The following is a 15609-nucleotide window of genomic DNA, read 5'->3' on the forward strand; positions in this document are numbered from 1 at the left end:
GGGCGCGTCAGCCGCCGGTGCCTGGTGCGGGGTCGGGACGCCGGAACATCCGTGTGGCGCGCGACCCGGCGGCGGCCTCCTCCGGGTGCCGGCGCTCGACCTCGGCCAGGGCGGACCTCAGGTCGGCGATCTCGGTCTCGTCGGCCTCGCCGAGGAAGTGCATCAGGGCCGCCCGGCGGTCGGTGGCACCGAGCGCCTCGAAGGACTCGCGCATCGAGGCGGCGGTCAGCTCCTCCCGGGTGGCGGCCGGCTGGTAGCGCCACACGCGGCCCTCCCGCACCCGCCGGGTCAGCCCCTTGCGGGCCAACCGGTCGAGGACGGTCATCACGGTCGTGTAGGCCAGGTCGCGCGTCTCACCCAGGGACGTGTGGACCTCGCGCACCGTCTGGTCGCGCGGGCTCGCCCAGAGGACGTCCATGACGGCGCGCTCCAGGTCGCCCAGGGAGGTGCTGCGTGTGGCCATGACCTCAGGTTACGCCCTGGTACGCGGCGGACCGACCCGGTCAGCCGGGGTAACCCTCGGGGTTGGCCGACTGCCAGCGCCAGGTGTCGGTGCACATGTCGTCGACCGAGCGCGCGGCGCGCCAGCCGAGCTCTGCCTCGGCCAGGGAGGGGTCGGCATACGAGGCGGCGATGTCCCCCGGCCGTCGCGCGACCACGTCATACGGCACCGGCCGGCTGCTGGCCCGCTCGAACGCGGCGACCAGCTCGAGCACGCTGGTGCCACGTCCGGTCCCCAGGTTCCAGGTGGACAGCGCCCGGTCGTGGCCGCTGATCCACTCCAGCGCCGCGAGGTGCCCGGCGGCCAGGTCCTCCACGTGGATGTAGTCGCGCACCCCGGTGCCGTCGACCGTGTCGTAGTCATCGCCGAAGACCGACAGGCGCTCCCGCCGGCCGACCGCGACCTGCGCGACGAACGGCATCAGGTTGTTGGGCACGTCGGCCGGGTCCTCGCCGATCCGGCCGGACGGGTGCGCGCCGACCGGGTTGAAGTAGCGGAGCAACGCGATCCGCCAGGTCGGGTCGGCGACGGCCAGGTCCCGCAGCACCTGCTCGATCATCACCTTGGTCCAGCCGTACGGGTTGGTCGCCGAGGTCGGCAGGTCCTCGGTCATCGGCACCGGCGCGTCCGGGCCGTAGACGGTCGCCGAGGAGGAGAAGACGATCCGGCGCACCCCGGCGCCCTGCATCGCGGTGAGCAGGGACAGGGTGCCGCCCAGGTTGTTGCGGTAGTAGCCCAGCGGCTGCGCGACCGACTCCCCGACGGCCTTGAACCCGGCGAAGTGCACCACCGCCTCGAAGCCCTCCTGGGCGAACAGCGCCGCGAGCTTGTCGGCCTCGGCGAGGTCGAAGGCGTGCACCGGCACGTGCTGGCCGCTGAGCTCCTCGAGCCGCCCGACGACGGCCGGCTTGGCGTTGCTGAAGTCGTCGACCACGGTCACCCGGTGCCCGGCCGCGAGCAGCGCGAGGACGGTGTGCGACCCGATGTATCCGGCTCCGCCGGTGACGAGGACGTGCATGCGCCCAGTATGCCGGTCAGGGCGCGGCGGTGACCTCGGGCCGCCAGCCCGCGGGCGGGTCCTCACCGACCCTGCCGTCCACGGCCTCCCGGAGCAGGTCCGCGTGCCCGGTGTGCCGGCCGTATTCCTCCAGCAGGTCGCACAGCAGGCGGCGCAGGCTGGCCGGCTCGTCCTCCGGCCCCGTCAGTGCCACGTGCTGGTCCAGCCCGCCGTGGGCGAGGGCGGCCCCGACCCGGTCACGGGCCCGGGCCACGCAGGAGTCGTAGAGCGCATACAGCTGCTCCGGGGAGTCCTCGCCGGCCGAGGTGAACTCCCAGTCCTCGTCCTTCTCCCAGTTCGCCGGGTCCCAGGGCCCGAGCGGGTGGCTGCCGTCGAGCCGCACCGTGGACACGTGGTCCTCGACGAAGGCCAGGTGCTTGAGCAGGCCCCCGATGGTGAGGTCGGACGCACCGATCCGGGCGCTCAGGCCCGCGCGGTCCAACCCGTCGGCCTTCCACCGGAAGGTGGCCCGCTGCCGGTCCAGGGCGCCGACCAGGTGCTCGGTCTCGGTGCCGTCGAACGGCGGCTCCCACGGGGTCTCGGACATGCGTGCCTCCCGGCTCTCGTTCGCCGTGCGGCACCGGTCGGTCGCCGCACCCCACCGAGCGTAGGCCCGGTTCCGGACGATCCACTTCCGCAACCTCCCGGCCCCCACCCGACCGGACGCCTGAGGTGGCGGCCCTCCACGCCCACCAGACGCGTGAGCGGGCGGTCCAGCCCTCCCACCAGACGCGCGAGCGGTCGGCCCTCCACCTCGACCGAACGCGCGAGCGGGCGACGCCTGCCTTTGCGCACTCGCAAAGTTCTAGTAATAATAGAACTATGCGTTGGCAGGTCGACCCCTCAGCCGCGGCACCGCTCTACGAGCAGGTGGCGTCCTCGGTGCGCGCCGAGATGGTGGCCGGGCGACTCGACCGTGGCGACCGGTTGCCGTCGGCCAAGCTCGTGGCGGCCTCGCTGGACATCAACCTGCACACCGTGCTGCGGGCCTACCAGCAGTTGCGGGACGAGGGTCTGATCGAGCTGCGCAGGGGTCGCGGCGCCGTGGTGACCGCGGACCAACCCGCCGGCCTGGCCAGGCTGAGCGAACTCGTGGGCCAGCTGCGTGTGGAAGGTGCCCGGCTCGGGCTCTCCGCAGCGGACCTGGCCCGCCTGATCGAGGAGGAACCCAGATGACGACTGCCTCACCCATCCCGACATCCGGCCGAGGCCGAGGCCGACGCAGCGCGCCGTGGCTCGTCACGACCCTGATCGCCCTCGGCGTGGTCGCGGCGGGCACCGTCGCCGTGCTCCTCGCCCGCCCGGACCTGCCCGACCCGGTCGCGATCCACTGGGGCCCGGACGGGGCGGACGGCTTCGCGAGCGTGACCGGGTCACTCTGGCTGACCGGGGCCCTCACCCTGGGGGTGACTGCGCTCATGGTGGGGGTGCAACAGCTCCAGCACCCGTCCGCACGGCACCTGCTCGCCGGCGTGGCGGCCGGCACCGGCGTCTTCGTCGCGGTCGTCGGCTACGGCTCGCTGCTCACCCAGCTCGGCCACCCGGATGCCGCCGGGGCACCGACGCCGGGCCTGGCGATCGCGGTCGCGGTCGTGCTCGGGCTGGCCATCGGGTATGCCGTCAGCCGGCTCACGGCGCCGGCCTCCCCTGGACTCTCCGCGCCAGCGGGTGCGGCGGACCAAACCGTGGCCCCGGGGGCCGACCCGGAGCTGCTGCCGGAGGGGGCCCGCCTGTCCTGGGTGGGGCCGCTGCCGGTGCAGCGGCTCGCCGTGGCGATCGTCGTGCTGGCCGGCCTCGCGCCCACCGTCTACCTCGCCCTGACCCTGGACCCGTGGCTGTGGATCGTCCCGGTGCTCCTGCTGGTCCTGGTGCTGGTCCTGACCACCAGCACGCTCGTGGTCGACGAGCGGGGCGTCCGGGTGCGCTCGGTCGGGGCGGTCACCCTGCTGCGGGTGCCCCGCGAGGACGTCACCTCAGCAGGACCGGACGCGGTCCGGCCGCTGCGGGAGTACGGCGGATGGGGCTGGCGGCTGGGCCGCGACGGGAGCCGTGGCCTGGTGCTCGCGGACGGGCCAGCGCTGCGGATCCACCGTCACGGGCGACCCGACGTGGTGGTGTCGGTGAGCGACCCGGAGGATGCCGCGGCGGTGCTCAACACCCTGGTCGCCCGGGGGCGGCACGGCGCGGGCTGAGGCCTCGCCGGCCCCCGGTTTCCGGGTGTGGATCCGTCCGCCTGCCCCGTCGGCGGGATGCTACTCAGACGCTGGAGAGCTCCCCGTACAGGTCGTCCAGGAAGATGTCGACCTCCTGCTGGTCATAACCCCCGAAGCACACGTTGAAACGGGCTTCGAGGACGTTGGGCACCGGCTGTCCCTGGCGGACCGCCGCCGCGATGCTGTCGAGGAACTCATCGACCTCGGCTGCCGAGTAGCCTCGGCGCAGCCGGGAGACGGTGAACTGCGGCCGTGTCTGCTCGTCCCCGTCCTCGGTGGAGAAATCGGTCATGACTCGATCATGCCACCGAGCGCGAGAAATGTCGTATCCGCAGGTGGCGAGCCACAAAACGGGCCCGGGAACCTACCAGTCACCGCACCTCCTCGCGGTACTCGCTGTCCCTCGCCTGCGCCCTGATCCGGCGTCCCTGGTGGACCAGGAGGCCGGCCGTGGCGGCGCCGAATCCCCCCAGCGAGGCCAGCCACAGCGGCCACTCCAGCCCCAGTCGGGCGGGGAGTTGGGCGACCCCGTCCGGGATGGTGGACCTGGCCATCTCCGGGATCACCAGATAGCCGACGAGCCAGCCGGACGCGATGCCGACCAGCGCCGCGGTGAGGACGACGCCGGTCACCTCGAGGGCCGGGACCGGGCCACCGCGGCCGGCGCCATCCCCAGGGCGCGGAAGACCATCACGTCGGAGCGCCGCAGCCGGACCAGCGCGACCGCCACGGCCGCCGTGCCGGTGAAGGCCAGCAGCAGGGCCCCGCCCGCGGCCATCCACATCATCCCGCGGGCCGCTGCCGCCGCGTCGGTGACGGCGACGTCGGACCGCACGCTCACCGGCCCGAGGTCCGGCACCTGCCGCAGGGCCCCGGCGCTGATGACGGGGTCGTCGCTCCCGATCCAGTACTCGGTCGGTGCTGGCAGCTCCCGGTGGCGGGGGTGGAGCGCGGCCTGCAGGGTGCCCCGGTCGACGAGGGCCGCGACGGGCTGCAGCGACCCGGGCGCGCCGTCGGCGACCAGCACCACCTCCCCGTCGACGGCGTTGCCCCAGGCGGACAGGGTCACCTGCGACCCCACGTCCAGGCTCGTGGTCCGGGCCAGCTCGCGGCTCAGCAGGACCGGCACCGGGGGCTCCTGCCCGGAGCGGGTCGGGCCGATCTGCACCTCCCGCCGCCCGGTGGCGCCGGGCTCGGGATACTGCCCCGTCACCCCGAGCACGCGCAGCTCACCGGCCACCGGGTCGTGCACGACCAGCGGGCCGCTCTCGTTGGCCTCCCAGGTGAGCTTCTCGGCGGTCTGCAGCAGGTCGGTGCCGTCCCCCGTGGTCACTCCGTGCAGCACGAGGTCCGCCCGGTAGCCACCGCCCCGCGGCGCGAGCAGGTGCAGGGAGGAGATGGTCGCCAGGTCGCCGGGCGGGATCTCGATCCGGAGTTCCTCCGTCACGTGCGAGGGAGTGCTGGAGACGGCGCCGTCGGTGACGCTGATCCCTGGGAGCACGGACAGGGGCTCGGTGGCCAGGTGGGCGAGCCGCCCGCTGTCCCGCTCCACGGCATACAGCTCCAGGACCACCGTCTGGTCCGTCTCGGTGAACCCGGCGAGCAGTCCCTGCCGTCGCGCGGCGACCTCGTCCGCCAGGTCCTGCCCGGCCAGGTCCGGTGCGGCCTCGGCCACCTGCCCGGGGACGGCGTCCAGGTCGCGCTCCAAGCGCTGGCGGTGCTCGGGCGCGAGGTCGGCGGTGAGCTCGACGTCCAGGACGAGGGTGTCGGCCGCGGCCGGGACGGGGATGTCCGCGACGGTCGGGTCCCCGGTGTGCAGCAGCTCGGCCGTATGCCGGGGGTCAAGCAGTCCGTCGGGGACCCGGACCCCCGACCCCAGTTCGTCGGCGGGGGCCGCGACGAGCTCCAGCTCGGTGCTGCCGATCCGACTGGTCGTCCGCCAGACCGGCTCCGCACCGGTGACACCCTCCACCGACCCGACGGAGGGCTCGGCCGGCAGCCCGGCGAGGTCCCGGGCCGGTCCCTGTTAGGGGGCGCGGAGGTCCGCCCCGGTGCCCAGGGTCGCGAGGTCGTCCCGCAGCCCGCCGGCCGTGCTCGCGTAGAGGCTGGCGATGGTGGTCGTCCCGCTGGCCAGCACGACGAGGGCGAGCGGGGCTGCGTAGACGACCAGGCGGCGCGCCACCTGCGTCGCGGCGAGGTGGGCGACCGCGCCGGTGCAGGGTGCGGTGAGCCGCTCCAGGGACCGGGCGAACGGCCCGAGGCCGGCGGCGGTGAGGGCGGCGGCGGAGGCGAGCAACAGGGCAGGTGCCGCGCTGGCGAGCAGGTCCACACCGACCTCGCCCGTGCCGGTCGTGATGAGAGGGGACTCGTAGAGGTGCAGCTGCCACAGGGCGAGCAGGCCGGCGCCGACGACGAAGACCAGCGCGGCGACCGGCACCGCCTCCCGGCCCCGCCCCGACCGGTCGCCCGTCCGGCCCGCGTCGAGGGCACGCACCTGCAGCGCGTTGACCGCCACCAGCGAGACGAGCACGGCCGCACCCGCCGCGGTGCCGACCAGCAGCACCGTCCCGGTCTGGCTGGGACCGGACGGGACGGTCTGCAGCGCGCCGACGGCCAGGCCGACGCCGAGCACGGTGCCGGCCAGGCCGGTGCCGCCGGCCTCCAGCAGCGTCCACCAGAGCACCTGCCGCCGGGCCGCGCCGCGAGCCATCAACAGCTCGGCCTCGGCCGCCCTGGTCGCTGCCTGGACCCGGGTGATCTGGACGACCGCGATGATGCTGACCAGCAGCAACACGGTGATGGGGACGACGGACAGGGCGCGGGCGGCGGCCAGGTCCTCCGCGGCGCGGGCCGCGGTCGGGGCGAGGTCCCCGTCGACGACGAGCCCGCGGACCACCAGGTCGGGATCGTCCATCGAGGCCCGCAGGTCGGTGGCGCCACCGGCCAACACGGCCAGGTGCTCGGGCAGCATCCGCTCGGTGTCCGGCAGCACCGTCCACCGCAGGTAGGGGTCGCCCCCGAAGGACGGCACCGGGCCGGCCGCCCCGCCCTCGCCCGGGGGGACGATCAGCAGGCCCGTCCCGTCCCGTTCCCCGGCGCTGGCGGCGGCGTCGTCCACCGGTGCCCCATCGCCCCCCGGGGCAGCTGCCGCGACGGGCGGGTCGCCGAGCCAGATGGGGTCGTCGGGGTCGACCGGCTGCCAGGTGGCCACCACGGTGACCTCGGCGTCGCCGACGGTGAGGACGTCGCCGACCCCGACCCCCAGGCCGTCGGCGAACGCGGGGGGCAGCGCCCCCTCGACCGGGCCGTCAGCGGACGCCTCGGGCCACCGTCCGGCGACAAGGCCCACCCGGTCGCGGAACGAGGGGTCCCCGGGCAACAGCGACGGGGAGGAGAGCGCGACCAGGCGTTCGGCCCGGCCGGCGACCTGGCGCGGCTCGGAGAGCTCGCTGGCGACCACCTCCACCGGGGCCGGCGAGAACGCCCCGGCGATCGCGGCGCGCGCCACCGCCTCCTGGGTCGCCGGGTCCGCGCCCTGCCGGGTCGTCGCGCTGACGGCGGACTCCGCGGGCTCGCTGCTGGCGGAGAGCGCCTCCCGGCCGGCCTCGATCGCGCCGGCCCGGGCATACCCGACCGTGCCGGCGACCACCGCGGTCGTCCCCGCGGTGAGCAGCAACAGGGTGGCCAGCAGCCCGAGCCCGGCCCGGGCTCGTCGCAGGAGCAGACGGAGGACACCCATCAGCGGGCTGGCTCGATCGCCTCCTCCGGGGCGGCGCCACCGTTCAGCAGCCGGCCGTCGTGCAGCTCGACCAGCCGGTCGGCGCGCTTCATCAGCAGCGGGTCGTGCGTGGAGACCAGCGCCGCGATGCCCTGCTCGTGGGTGAGCCGGGCCAGCAGGTCCATCACGGTCGCGGCCGTGTCCGAGTCCAGCTGCCCGGTCGGCTCGTCGGCGATCAGGATGTCCGGCTCGGCGACCAGGGCGCGGGCGATGCCGACGCGCTGCTGCTGCCCGCCGGAGAGCTCGTACGGCCTTTGCCGTCCGTGCTTGGCCAGCCCGACCATGTCCAGTACCTGCTCGACGCGTCGCGCACGGTCCTTGGTGGGGGTGTTCAGCAGCCGCAGCGGCACCTCGACGTTCTCCGCGGCCGACAGCACCGGCACCAGGCCGAAGGACTGGAAGATGTAGCCCACCATCTGCCGGCGGACGGCCAGCACCTCGGCCTCCTTGAGCTCGGACAGCACCCGACCGTCCCCGAGGAGCACCCGCCCCTGCGTGGGCCGGTCCAGCCCGCCCAGGATGTTGAGCAGGGTGGTCTTGCCCGACCCGGACGGTCCGCGCACCACGGTCAGCTCGCCGGGGTGGACCTCCACGTCGACGCCGACCAGGGCGTGGACCTCGGCGGCCCCGTGCCCGAAGGTCCGGTGCAGGCCCTCTCCGCGCAGCAGGTAGGTCGTGTCCTCAGCCATGCTGGCTCCCCTCCTCGGGTGGGTGCGTGTCCCCGGGGTGGGCATCCCCGGGTGGGGGTATGTCGTTCGCCGGCCGACCGTCCCCGTCACCGTCGGTCTCGCCCCGGCGGGCCAGGCTGTGCTCGTCGGGCCACACCCCGACGTGGTCGGACTCCAGCTCCAACCGGACCCGGTCGCGCAGGTCGAGCTGGTTGACGTAGCCGCTGGGCAGCTGCATCCGCCCGGCGCGGTCGATGACGGTGAACTCCCGGGCCACCAGGTGCTCCCGGCCGTGTTCGTCGACCTCGGTATGCCGGAGCACCTCGGTCGAGGTGCGCCCGTCGCGGATCTGCACGGTGCGCTGCACGTGGTCGGCGATGGTCGGGTCGTGGGTCACGATCAGCACGGTGACCCCGAGCCGGGTGGAGGCGTCCCGCATCGCCTCGAGCACCTCGGCGGACATCGCGTCGTCCAGCTCGCCGGTCGGCTCGTCCGCCAGCAGCACCGACGGGTCGTTGGACAGGGCCACCGCGATGGCGGTGCGCTGCTGCTGCCCGCCCGACATCTGGGTCGGACGGCGGTCCCGGCAGTCCGCGATGTCGAGCACCTCGAGCAGCTCGTCCACCCGGTCCTGCCGGTGCTTGCGGTTGCTGATCACGAGGGGCAGGGCGATGTTCTCCGCGGCGGTCAGGTAGGGCAGCAGGTTCCGGGAGGTCTGCTGCCAGACGAAGCCCACGACGTGCCGCTGGTAGGAGATCCGCTGCTGGCGGGTCATCGACAACAGGTCGACGCCGGAGACGAGGGCCCGCCCGCCGGTCGGCTTGTCCAGCCCGGAGAGGATGTTGAGCAGGGTCGACTTGCCGGATCCGGAGGCGCCGACGAGCGCCACGACATCACCCGGGTCCACCCGCAGGTTCAACCCCTGCAGGGCCTGGACCTCGACCCCGTCCGTGGAGTAGATCCGGACCAGGTCCTCGCACAGGATGTCGGGCCCCCCGTGGTCCCGCTCGGGTCCGGAACGGGCCTCGGCAGCGGCACCGGGATCGGTGCTCGTGGGTGTGGGCCTCGTGGGTAGGGACATGGTGGCGTTACCTTTCCTCGCCGACGCGGAGTTGCTGGGCCAGGTTGGTGCGGCTGGCCGCCGCCGCGGACACGGCCACGGCCAACAGGACCGCGACCAGGATGGCCCCGACGACGAGCCCGAGCTGGGCCCAGTCGAGGTGCAGGGTGGGTTGTTGCTGACCGCCGGTCATCCCGGTCAGGTCGATCGCCTTGAGCAGCAGCCAGGGGATGGCCACGCCCAGCACGGCGCCGACCGCGAACGCCATCGCCAGCAACGGCCCGAGCTCCCAGGCGGTCAGCGACCGCCCCTGCCCGGGACGCAGGCCCAGGGTGCGCAGCACCGCCAGCAGCTTGGCCCTCGCAGGGGCGCCCATCAGCTGGACGACCAGGATCGCCAGCACGGTCAATGCCGTCGTAATCACCACGGCGGCGGTGAACAGGTAGCCGAGCCCGGAGGTGACCGGGGCGGACCGGAAGGCGTCCAGGGTGGCCAGCGGGGTCTCGACCAGCGCGTTGCTGATCTCCTCGCCGATGGCCGTCGCGACCTGCTCCCGCTGGTCGGGGTCGGTCACGTCGACCAGGGCCACCGTGGCGGGGGTGGTCCGCGCGCCGGCCTGCTCCCACAGGGTGCGGTCGACCACCACGAAGGCCCGGTCGGTCCGCATCCCGGGGAGTTCGTCGACGTGACCCACGATGTGGACGGCGCCGAGGTTGGTCAGCGACCCCGAGCCGCTGTCACCCTCGACGGCCCCGCCGGTGAGGATGGGCGTGGCCCCGCCCCCCTCGAACAGTGCCGGGGGCAGCTCGGTCAGGTCCGGCGCCCCGGCCTGCACGTCGGGCAGGTTGGAGTCGACCACGTAGATGCTCACGCCGGTCTGTGAGACGTCGCCGGAGAGGTCGGCCGAGCGGCCGGCCTGCCGGATCCCGCTGACCGCCCGCACCCCGTCGACGTCGCCGATCCGCTCCATCAGGTCCGCGTCGAACTGGGGGCCCGACATCCGGATCTGGGCGCCGGTCTGGTTCCACGCGGCGGACTCCGCACCGTGCTCGATGGTGGAGGACATCAGCGTGGAGAAGACGGCCACGCCGACCCCGAGGATCACCGCGAGGGCCGGGATCAGCCCGCCGGCGGGGTCGCGCACCGAACGCGCCGAGCCGAGGAACGGGATCAGGTCGGTGCGCCGCCGGAAGACCGAGGACAGGGCCAGCACCGGCACCGGGTACAGCCGCAGGGTCAGCACGCAGGCCGCCAGCGCCAGCAGGACCGGGGTGGCCGCCATCAACAGGTCCACCCCGGTGTCCACCGGGGTGGCGACCGCGCCCGGGGTGGACGTGGCCTCGGCCGGGAGGTCGATACTGGTCAGGCCGCGGTCCATGAGCCGCCAGACGGCGATGGCGGCCAGGGCCACCACGATGGTCTCGACGATCCAGCGCAGCCTGCTGGAGGACCTGCGCCCGAGGTCGCTGCGGGTCTCCCGTAGCGAGCTCTCCCGGGCGGACAGCGCGAGCGCGGCCGCGGGGACCAGGCCGGCGAGGGCCGCGAGGACGAGCTCGGACCAACCGGTGGAGACCGGGCGGACCAGGCCGGCCAGCAGGTAGCCGGCGGACGCCGCGGGTATCCCCAGCAGGACGCCCTCCACTGCCAGCAGCCCCCGGACCTGGCGCGGGGAACCCCCTCGGGCGCTGACCAGGCTCAGGGCGTACCTGCGCCGGGTCACGATGAGCCGGGCGGCCAGTGCGAACACCGCCAGGGTGACCCCGATCGGGCCGGCGGCGACGACCGCGAGCATCGAGGCCGTCGCCCGCTGCTGGGCGGACAGTTCCTGGAAGGTGCCGACCACCTCCGAGGAGAACCGGGCCCGCACCGCGGAGGCCCCTGTCGTGCTGTCCTCCTCCTGCAGGGTGACGTCGCTGGAGGCCATCCCCAGGAGCTGGCTGGTCACCAGGTCCACCTGGTCGCCGGCCACCGCAGCGGCGTCGATGGGGTACCAGTACTCGAAGCTGGCGACGGCAGGCCCACCGATCGATCCCGGGTTGGCGGGGTTGAGGTAGAGCGTGGCGAAGGCCAGGTTCCCCAGGTTGCCGTCGTACATGACCCCCATGGAGGCGCCGTTCGTATGGTGTTCCCACCGGCCGTCCTCGGGATGCACCGGGCGGTAGGTGCCGCTGAGCACCCACGTGCCGAACGTCTCGCCGACCTCCCAGCCCAGACGTTCGGCGGCCTCGTCCAGCAGGAGTACCGGGGTCGGGTCCGCGGTGGTCACCTCCTCGACCTCCGAGATGACCACGCCCCCCTGGTCGTCGACGCCGACGTAGGAGGTCGTGTCGACCACGAAGGCCGGCCAGTCGCCCTCCACCAGCTCGACGTGGTCCCGCAGGAAGGGATCGACCCGCTGCTGGAAGTTGACCGTGGCGATGTCGCTGTCCTCGCCGGGAGGACCGGTGGGCGTGGCCTGGTCCACGTTGACCAGGAACTGCGCCGGCCGCAACATCGAGCGCAGCGGCTCCGGCTGTTCGTCACGGACGCGGGCGAGGTGGTCCTCCAGCGGGCCCCAGGCGCCCTCGACCGTCTCCGGCATCCCCGGCAGGGGCGTCACCGTGGTGGAGGAGTGGGCGATCATGTCCTGTCGGGTCGCGGACAGGTCGTTGACCTCGTGCGGCACCTGGTCGCTGTTCATCTGCAGGACGAACCGGGGCCACAGCGTGGCCCCGAAGACGACCACCACGACCATCAGGGCCAGGGACAGCGAGACCCACGGGTCGGCGGTGAACTGGCGCAGGCCGAGGCCGGCGGCTCCGGGAAGCCGCCCGCCGGAGCGGTGCCTGGCTGGCTGGGTCACCGGATCTCCTCCCGGTATTCGTTGTCGAGGGCGTGGCGGCGGACCTGCCAGGCGAGCGCGCCCACCAGCCCGAGGATGGCGACGAGGAGCAGGCCCAGGAGGGTGGCCCACGGCGCCGCCTCGAGCCGGAGGGCCGCCGGGAGCACGGCCTGCCCGGCGACGGTGGTGCTGCGGGCCAGGTCGGGGATGACCATGGCGCCGACCAGCCAGCCGGCCGCGAGGCCGAGCAGGCCGGCGACGCCGACCACCCCGAACAGTTCTGCGCCGCGGGAGCGGGCCTGCCCCCCGGGCGTCATGCCCAGGGCGCGCAGGACCGCCACCTCGGCGCGGCGGGCGGCGAGCAGCGCGGCGGTCACCGCGGCGATCCCGGTGAAGGCCAGCAGCACCGCGCCGGTGGAGGCGACCCAGAAGACCAGTCGGACGGCGGACGCGGCGTCGGTGACGCTCACCGTCCCCGGGCCCGTCACGCTGGCGAAGGACGGGTCGGCGCCGACGGCCTCGACGGTGCGCTCCGGGTCGTCGCTGGTGATCCACACCTGGTCGGGCTGGGGCATCGCCTGTTGCGCCGGCATGGCGCTCTGGGCGAGGGTCCGGCTGTCGACCAGCACGGCGTCCGGCGCGGTGGTGCCGGGCACGGCCGGCACCACGAGGGCGACCTCGGCGTCGGAGGGCACGCCGAAGGCGTTCAGGGTCAGCCGTGAGCCGACCTCCAGGTTGCTCGCGCTCGCCAGCGACTCGGTCACCGCGATCGGCACCGGGTCGGGTGTGACGAGTGTGCGACCGGACCCGCCGTCGACGCCCTCGACGGTCCCCTCCGTGGGCTCGGACGGGAACATCAGGATGGGGCGCCGGCTGACGTCGCCGCGGAAGGAGAAGCTCTGCCCCACCTCGCCGCGGAAGCCGAGCGTGCCCGCGTCGCGGTCCTGCTCGACCGGCAGTTGCGGGTCCCCCCAGCCGAGCTCCGGCGCCCCGGCCAGCAGGTTGGTGTCGGGGTCGAGGTCGGAGGTGATCCCGGTGATCCGGAAGTCCATCAGGTAGGTGGTGCCGAACTCCTCGGTCTCCACGGTCAGGCCGAGCAGCCGCTGCGTCCCGGCGCCGGGCAGGGTCAGCGTGGTGCTGCCCCGGGTCTCCTCGGGGTGGCTGGTGATCTCGACGCCGTCCCGCTGGATGTCGAACCCGTAGCGGACCGGCTCCAGCGTCAGCGGGACGACGGTGCCGCTGTCGACGTCCTGGACCCAGGCGGTCAGGCCGGCGTCGGGCGTCGCGTCGATCCAGAAGGCGTAGTTGGCCAGGGCCTCCTCGAGGATCTCGTCGACGTCCTCCGGCGGTGCCGAGGCGAAGGGTGCCTCGTTGGCCTCCCGCCACAGCCGCAGCGCCTCCTCGAACTCCTCCTCCAGGTCGCCCTCCAGGGAGGTCTCCACGGCGACGTCGAGGGTGATCTCGGAGGCGCCCTCCGGCAGTTCCAGGGCGCCCCAGTCGGCGAAGGCGTCGGCCGGTTGGAGCGCGGTACCCAGGGCGGCGGTGTCGATCCCCTCGGGGTCGTGGGCGACCCCGCCCATCCGGTCGACCGGCATCGCCAGGACCTGGCTCTCCGGTGTGCCGACCGCGAGCCGGGTGCGGGCCTGCCACACGGGCAGGGCGGCGGTCACCCCGGGCGCCTCCTGGATGCTCGGGAGGGCGGACGCCGGGGTGCGGAAGGCCGCGCCCCGGTCTTCGGGCCCGCTGGCCAGCGAGGCCCGCACGTCCGCCCCCTCGGCGAGCTCGGTCAGCTGGGTGCGCAGGTGGGCGGAGGTGGCCGCATACATGGCGGACACGGTCGTGGTCCCGACGGCGAGGACGGTGAGGACGACCGGGACGGCATACACCACGAGGCGGCGGGATACCTGGGCGGAGGCGAGGTGTGCCCCCAGCCCACGGGCCGGCCGGGTGAGGGACTCGGCGATGCGCCCGATCGGGCCGAGCAGGGCCATCGCGATCACCGCGACCGCGGCCAGCAGCAGCGCGGGGGCGGCGCCGGCGACCAGGTCGGTGGTCAGGCTCCCGTCGTCGGCGGTGACCAGGGGGGAGCCGTAGCGGCGCAGCTGCCACCAGGACAGCGCGGCCGCGCCGAGGGTGAACAGCAGCGTGCCGAGCGCGGCGACGGTGCGGGTGCGTCCGGACCGGTCGGTGGCGGTGCGGGCGGCGAGCGTGCGCACCTGCAGGAGCGCGACCAGCGCCAGCGCGAGCAGCACCGAGATGCCGGTGAGGATGCCCACCCGCACGACGGTGTCGGTCTGTTGGTCGCCGGCCGGCACGGAGCGCATGACCAGCAGCGCCGCGGCGGTCCCGAGGGCGGTGGCGACCACGGTGGTGCCCAGCGCCTCGACGAGGGTCCACCGGAGGACCTGGCGCCGGGAGGCCCCCCGGGCGATCAGCAGCTCGATCTCGCCGGAGCGGGACTGGGACTGGAGCCGGGCGATCTGCACGATGGCGATCACGCTGACCAGCAGGAGCAGGATCACCGGGACCACGTTGAGTGCCTGGGCGGTGGCCAGGTTGCGCGCGGCGGTCGCGGCGGTCGGGGCGAGGTCGCCCTCGACGGTGACGCCGCGGACGTCGACCTCGTCGGTCTTCATCGCGTTCTGCAGCTTGGAGGCCGCGGCGGCGAGCGTCGGCATGTCGGAGGGCTGGATGTCGTCGGGGTCCGGCTGGACGGTCCAGCGGGCGAACGGCGCGCCGCCCAGGGCGGTGATCGCGCCCGGGTCGACCACCAGGGGGCCGACCGTGGAGTCCTCGCCCCCCGTGGCGACCAGCGGGTCGCCGAACCAGAAGGCGGCCTGGGGGTCCACGGCCCGCCACAGCGCGGTCACCGTGACCTTCGCCTCACCCACGGTCAGGGTGTCCCCGACGGTGACCCCCCACCGCTCCGCGGCGCCGGCGTGCAGGGCGCCGGGGACGGTCCCGTCCTGGGTCGCGGCCTCCGGCCAGGCGCCCTCCACGACGGTGACCCGCTCGGCGAACTCGGGGTCGTCCGCCAGTAGCGAGCTGCTGGCCACGGCGATCACCCGGCCCTCGTGGTCGGCCACGGTCCGCGGCTCGGAGACGGTCGTGTACTGGATCCGGACGTCGGTCCCGGCGAACGCCTCGTCGATGATCCGGCGGGCGGCCGCGTCCTGCGCGGCCGGGTCGTCGGCGACCCGGGTCTGCACCCGGATGCCGGCCTCCGTGGGGACGGCGTCGGTGAGCGCCTGGCGGGCGGCCACGGTCGCGGCGGCGGCGCTGTAGCCCAGCGTGCCGGCGATGATCGCGGTCGTGGCTGCCGCGAGCAGCAGGATGGTGGAGAGGAGGCCGAGGCCTGCGCGGGCGCGACGGAGGACGAGCGCCAGCGAACCCATGCCTTCTCCCTCGGGGCGGTGTGTGCCGGGCGCCCCCTACCGACGCCCAGTCCTTGACGCTATGCAGGAGTCACTGGCCCCCACAATGGTTCCCACCCATTCGTGACCCACCCGT

At 74.3% G+C, this 15609-nt stretch carries 13 protein-coding genes; 2 read left to right on the forward strand and 11 right to left on the reverse strand.

Translation table 11 applies throughout. The features are described 5' to 3' along the window. Positions 1-7: 7 nt before the first annotated feature. From FB467_RS03235 to FB467_RS03245, 3 genes are read right to left on the reverse strand one after another with little or no spacing between them, the layout of a single operon-like run. A complete protein-coding gene (locus FB467_RS03235; RefSeq protein WP_141783820.1) occupies positions 8-463 on the reverse strand; it encodes a BlaI/MecI/CopY family transcriptional regulator in 456 nt (151 codons plus the stop codon). A 40-nt stretch (positions 464-503) separates the two neighbouring features. Next, positions 504-1520 carry a UDP-glucose 4-epimerase GalE gene (galE, locus tag FB467_RS03240; RefSeq protein WP_141783821.1) on the reverse strand — a complete coding sequence of 339 codons (1017 nt, stop codon included), beginning with the start codon at positions 1518-1520 and terminating at the stop codon, positions 504-506. Positions 1521-1536: 16 nt separating this feature from the next. Beyond that, positions 1537-2106, reverse strand: a complete 570-nt coding sequence (locus FB467_RS03245) for a mycothiol transferase (RefSeq protein WP_141783822.1) — start codon at positions 2104-2106, stop codon at positions 1537-1539. A gap of 275 nt (positions 2107-2381) precedes the next feature. Between FB467_RS03245 and FB467_RS03250 the strand changes: the two genes are divergently transcribed. Both FB467_RS03250 and FB467_RS03255 read left to right on the forward strand, forming a co-directional pair. Beyond that, positions 2382-2735, forward strand: a complete 354-nt coding sequence (locus tag FB467_RS03250; protein ID WP_141783823.1) for a GntR family transcriptional regulator — start codon at positions 2382-2384, stop codon at positions 2733-2735. Next, on the forward strand, positions 2732-3751 hold the full coding sequence (locus FB467_RS03255; protein ID WP_141783824.1) for a DUF1648 domain-containing protein: 1020 nt from the start codon (positions 2732-2734) through the stop codon (positions 3749-3751). The genes FB467_RS03250 and FB467_RS03255 overlap by 4 nt, the downstream gene beginning before the upstream one ends. Positions 3752-3815: 64 nt before the next feature. Here FB467_RS03255 and FB467_RS03260 read toward each other — a convergent pair whose 3' ends face one another. The 8 genes from FB467_RS03260 to FB467_RS03295 form a co-directional block, all read right to left on the reverse strand. After that, positions 3816-4064 carry a DivIVA domain-containing protein gene (locus FB467_RS03260; protein ID WP_141786443.1) on the reverse strand — a complete coding sequence of 83 codons (249 nt, stop codon included), beginning with the start codon at positions 4062-4064 and terminating at the stop codon, positions 3816-3818. Between the two features lie 79 nt (positions 4065-4143). Then, positions 4144-4404, reverse strand: a complete 261-nt coding sequence (locus tag FB467_RS03265) for a hypothetical protein (protein WP_141783825.1) — start codon at positions 4402-4404, stop codon at positions 4144-4146. Then, on the reverse strand, positions 4401-5744 hold the full coding sequence (locus FB467_RS03270; protein ID WP_141783826.1) for an ABC transporter permease family protein: 1344 nt from the start codon (positions 5742-5744) through the stop codon (positions 4401-4403). Before FB467_RS03270 ends, FB467_RS03265 begins: the two co-directional genes overlap by 4 nt. Before the next feature lie 54 nt (positions 5745-5798). Continuing rightward, positions 5799-7511, reverse strand: a complete 1713-nt coding sequence (locus FB467_RS03275) for an ABC transporter permease (RefSeq protein ID WP_141783827.1) — start codon at positions 7509-7511, stop codon at positions 5799-5801. Next, entirely contained in the window at positions 7511-8239 is a 729-nt protein-coding gene (locus FB467_RS03280; RefSeq protein WP_141783828.1) for an ABC transporter ATP-binding protein, read from the reverse strand. Before FB467_RS03280 ends, FB467_RS03275 begins: the two co-directional genes overlap by 1 nt. Continuing rightward, positions 8232-9299, reverse strand: coding sequence for an ABC transporter ATP-binding protein (locus tag FB467_RS03285; RefSeq protein ID WP_141783829.1), 1068 nt, complete (start codon positions 9297-9299; stop codon positions 8232-8234). Before FB467_RS03285 ends, FB467_RS03280 begins: the two co-directional genes overlap by 8 nt. A gap of 7 nt (positions 9300-9306) precedes the next feature. Then, the gene (locus tag FB467_RS03290; protein WP_141783830.1) at positions 9307-12120 is read right to left on the reverse strand and encodes an FtsX-like permease family protein; all 2814 of its coding nucleotides are present in this window, start codon (positions 12118-12120) and stop codon (positions 9307-9309) included. Further along, complete coding sequence (locus FB467_RS03295) at positions 12117-15494, reverse strand: FtsX-like permease family protein (protein ID WP_141783831.1); 3378 nt, start codon at positions 15492-15494, stop codon at positions 12117-12119. The genes FB467_RS03290 and FB467_RS03295 overlap by 4 nt, the downstream gene beginning before the upstream one ends. Positions 15495-15609 lie beyond the last annotated feature (115 nt).

It is taken from the genome of Ornithinicoccus hortensis (assembly GCF_006716185.1).
GTDB classification, from domain to species: Bacteria; Actinomycetota; Actinomycetes; order Actinomycetales; family Dermatophilaceae; genus Ornithinicoccus; species Ornithinicoccus hortensis.

Bases quoted from the DNA above. Each gene is read 5' to 3' on its own strand.
- FB467_RS03235 (WP_141783820.1), bottom strand. From the start codon at position 463: ATGGCCACACGCAGCACCTCCCTGGGCGACCTGGAGCGCGCCGTCATG.
- galE (WP_141783821.1), bottom strand. From the start codon at position 1,520: ATGCACGTCCTCGTCACCGGCGGAGCCGGATACATCGGGTCGCACACC.
- FB467_RS03245 (WP_141783822.1), bottom strand. From the start codon at position 2,106: ATGTCCGAGACCCCGTGGGAGCCGCCGTTCGACGGCACCGAGACCGAG.
- FB467_RS03250 (WP_141783823.1), top strand. From the start codon at position 2,382: ATGCGTTGGCAGGTCGACCCCTCAGCCGCGGCACCGCTCTACGAGCAG.
- FB467_RS03255 (WP_141783824.1), top strand. From the start codon at position 2,732: ATGACGACTGCCTCACCCATCCCGACATCCGGCCGAGGCCGAGGCCGA.
- FB467_RS03260 (WP_141786443.1), bottom strand. From the start codon at position 4,064: ATGACCGATTTCTCCACCGAGGACGGGGACGAGCAGACACGGCCGCAG.
- FB467_RS03275 (WP_141783827.1), bottom strand. From the start codon at position 7,511: ATGGGTGTCCTCCGTCTGCTCCTGCGACGAGCCCGGGCCGGGCTCGGG.
- FB467_RS03280 (WP_141783828.1), bottom strand. From the start codon at position 8,239: ATGGCTGAGGACACGACCTACCTGCTGCGCGGAGAGGGCCTGCACCGG.
- FB467_RS03285 (WP_141783829.1), bottom strand. From the start codon at position 9,299: ATGTCCCTACCCACGAGGCCCACACCCACGAGCACCGATCCCGGTGCC.
- FB467_RS03295 (WP_141783831.1), bottom strand. From the start codon at position 15,494: ATGGGTTCGCTGGCGCTCGTCCTCCGTCGCGCCCGCGCAGGCCTCGGC.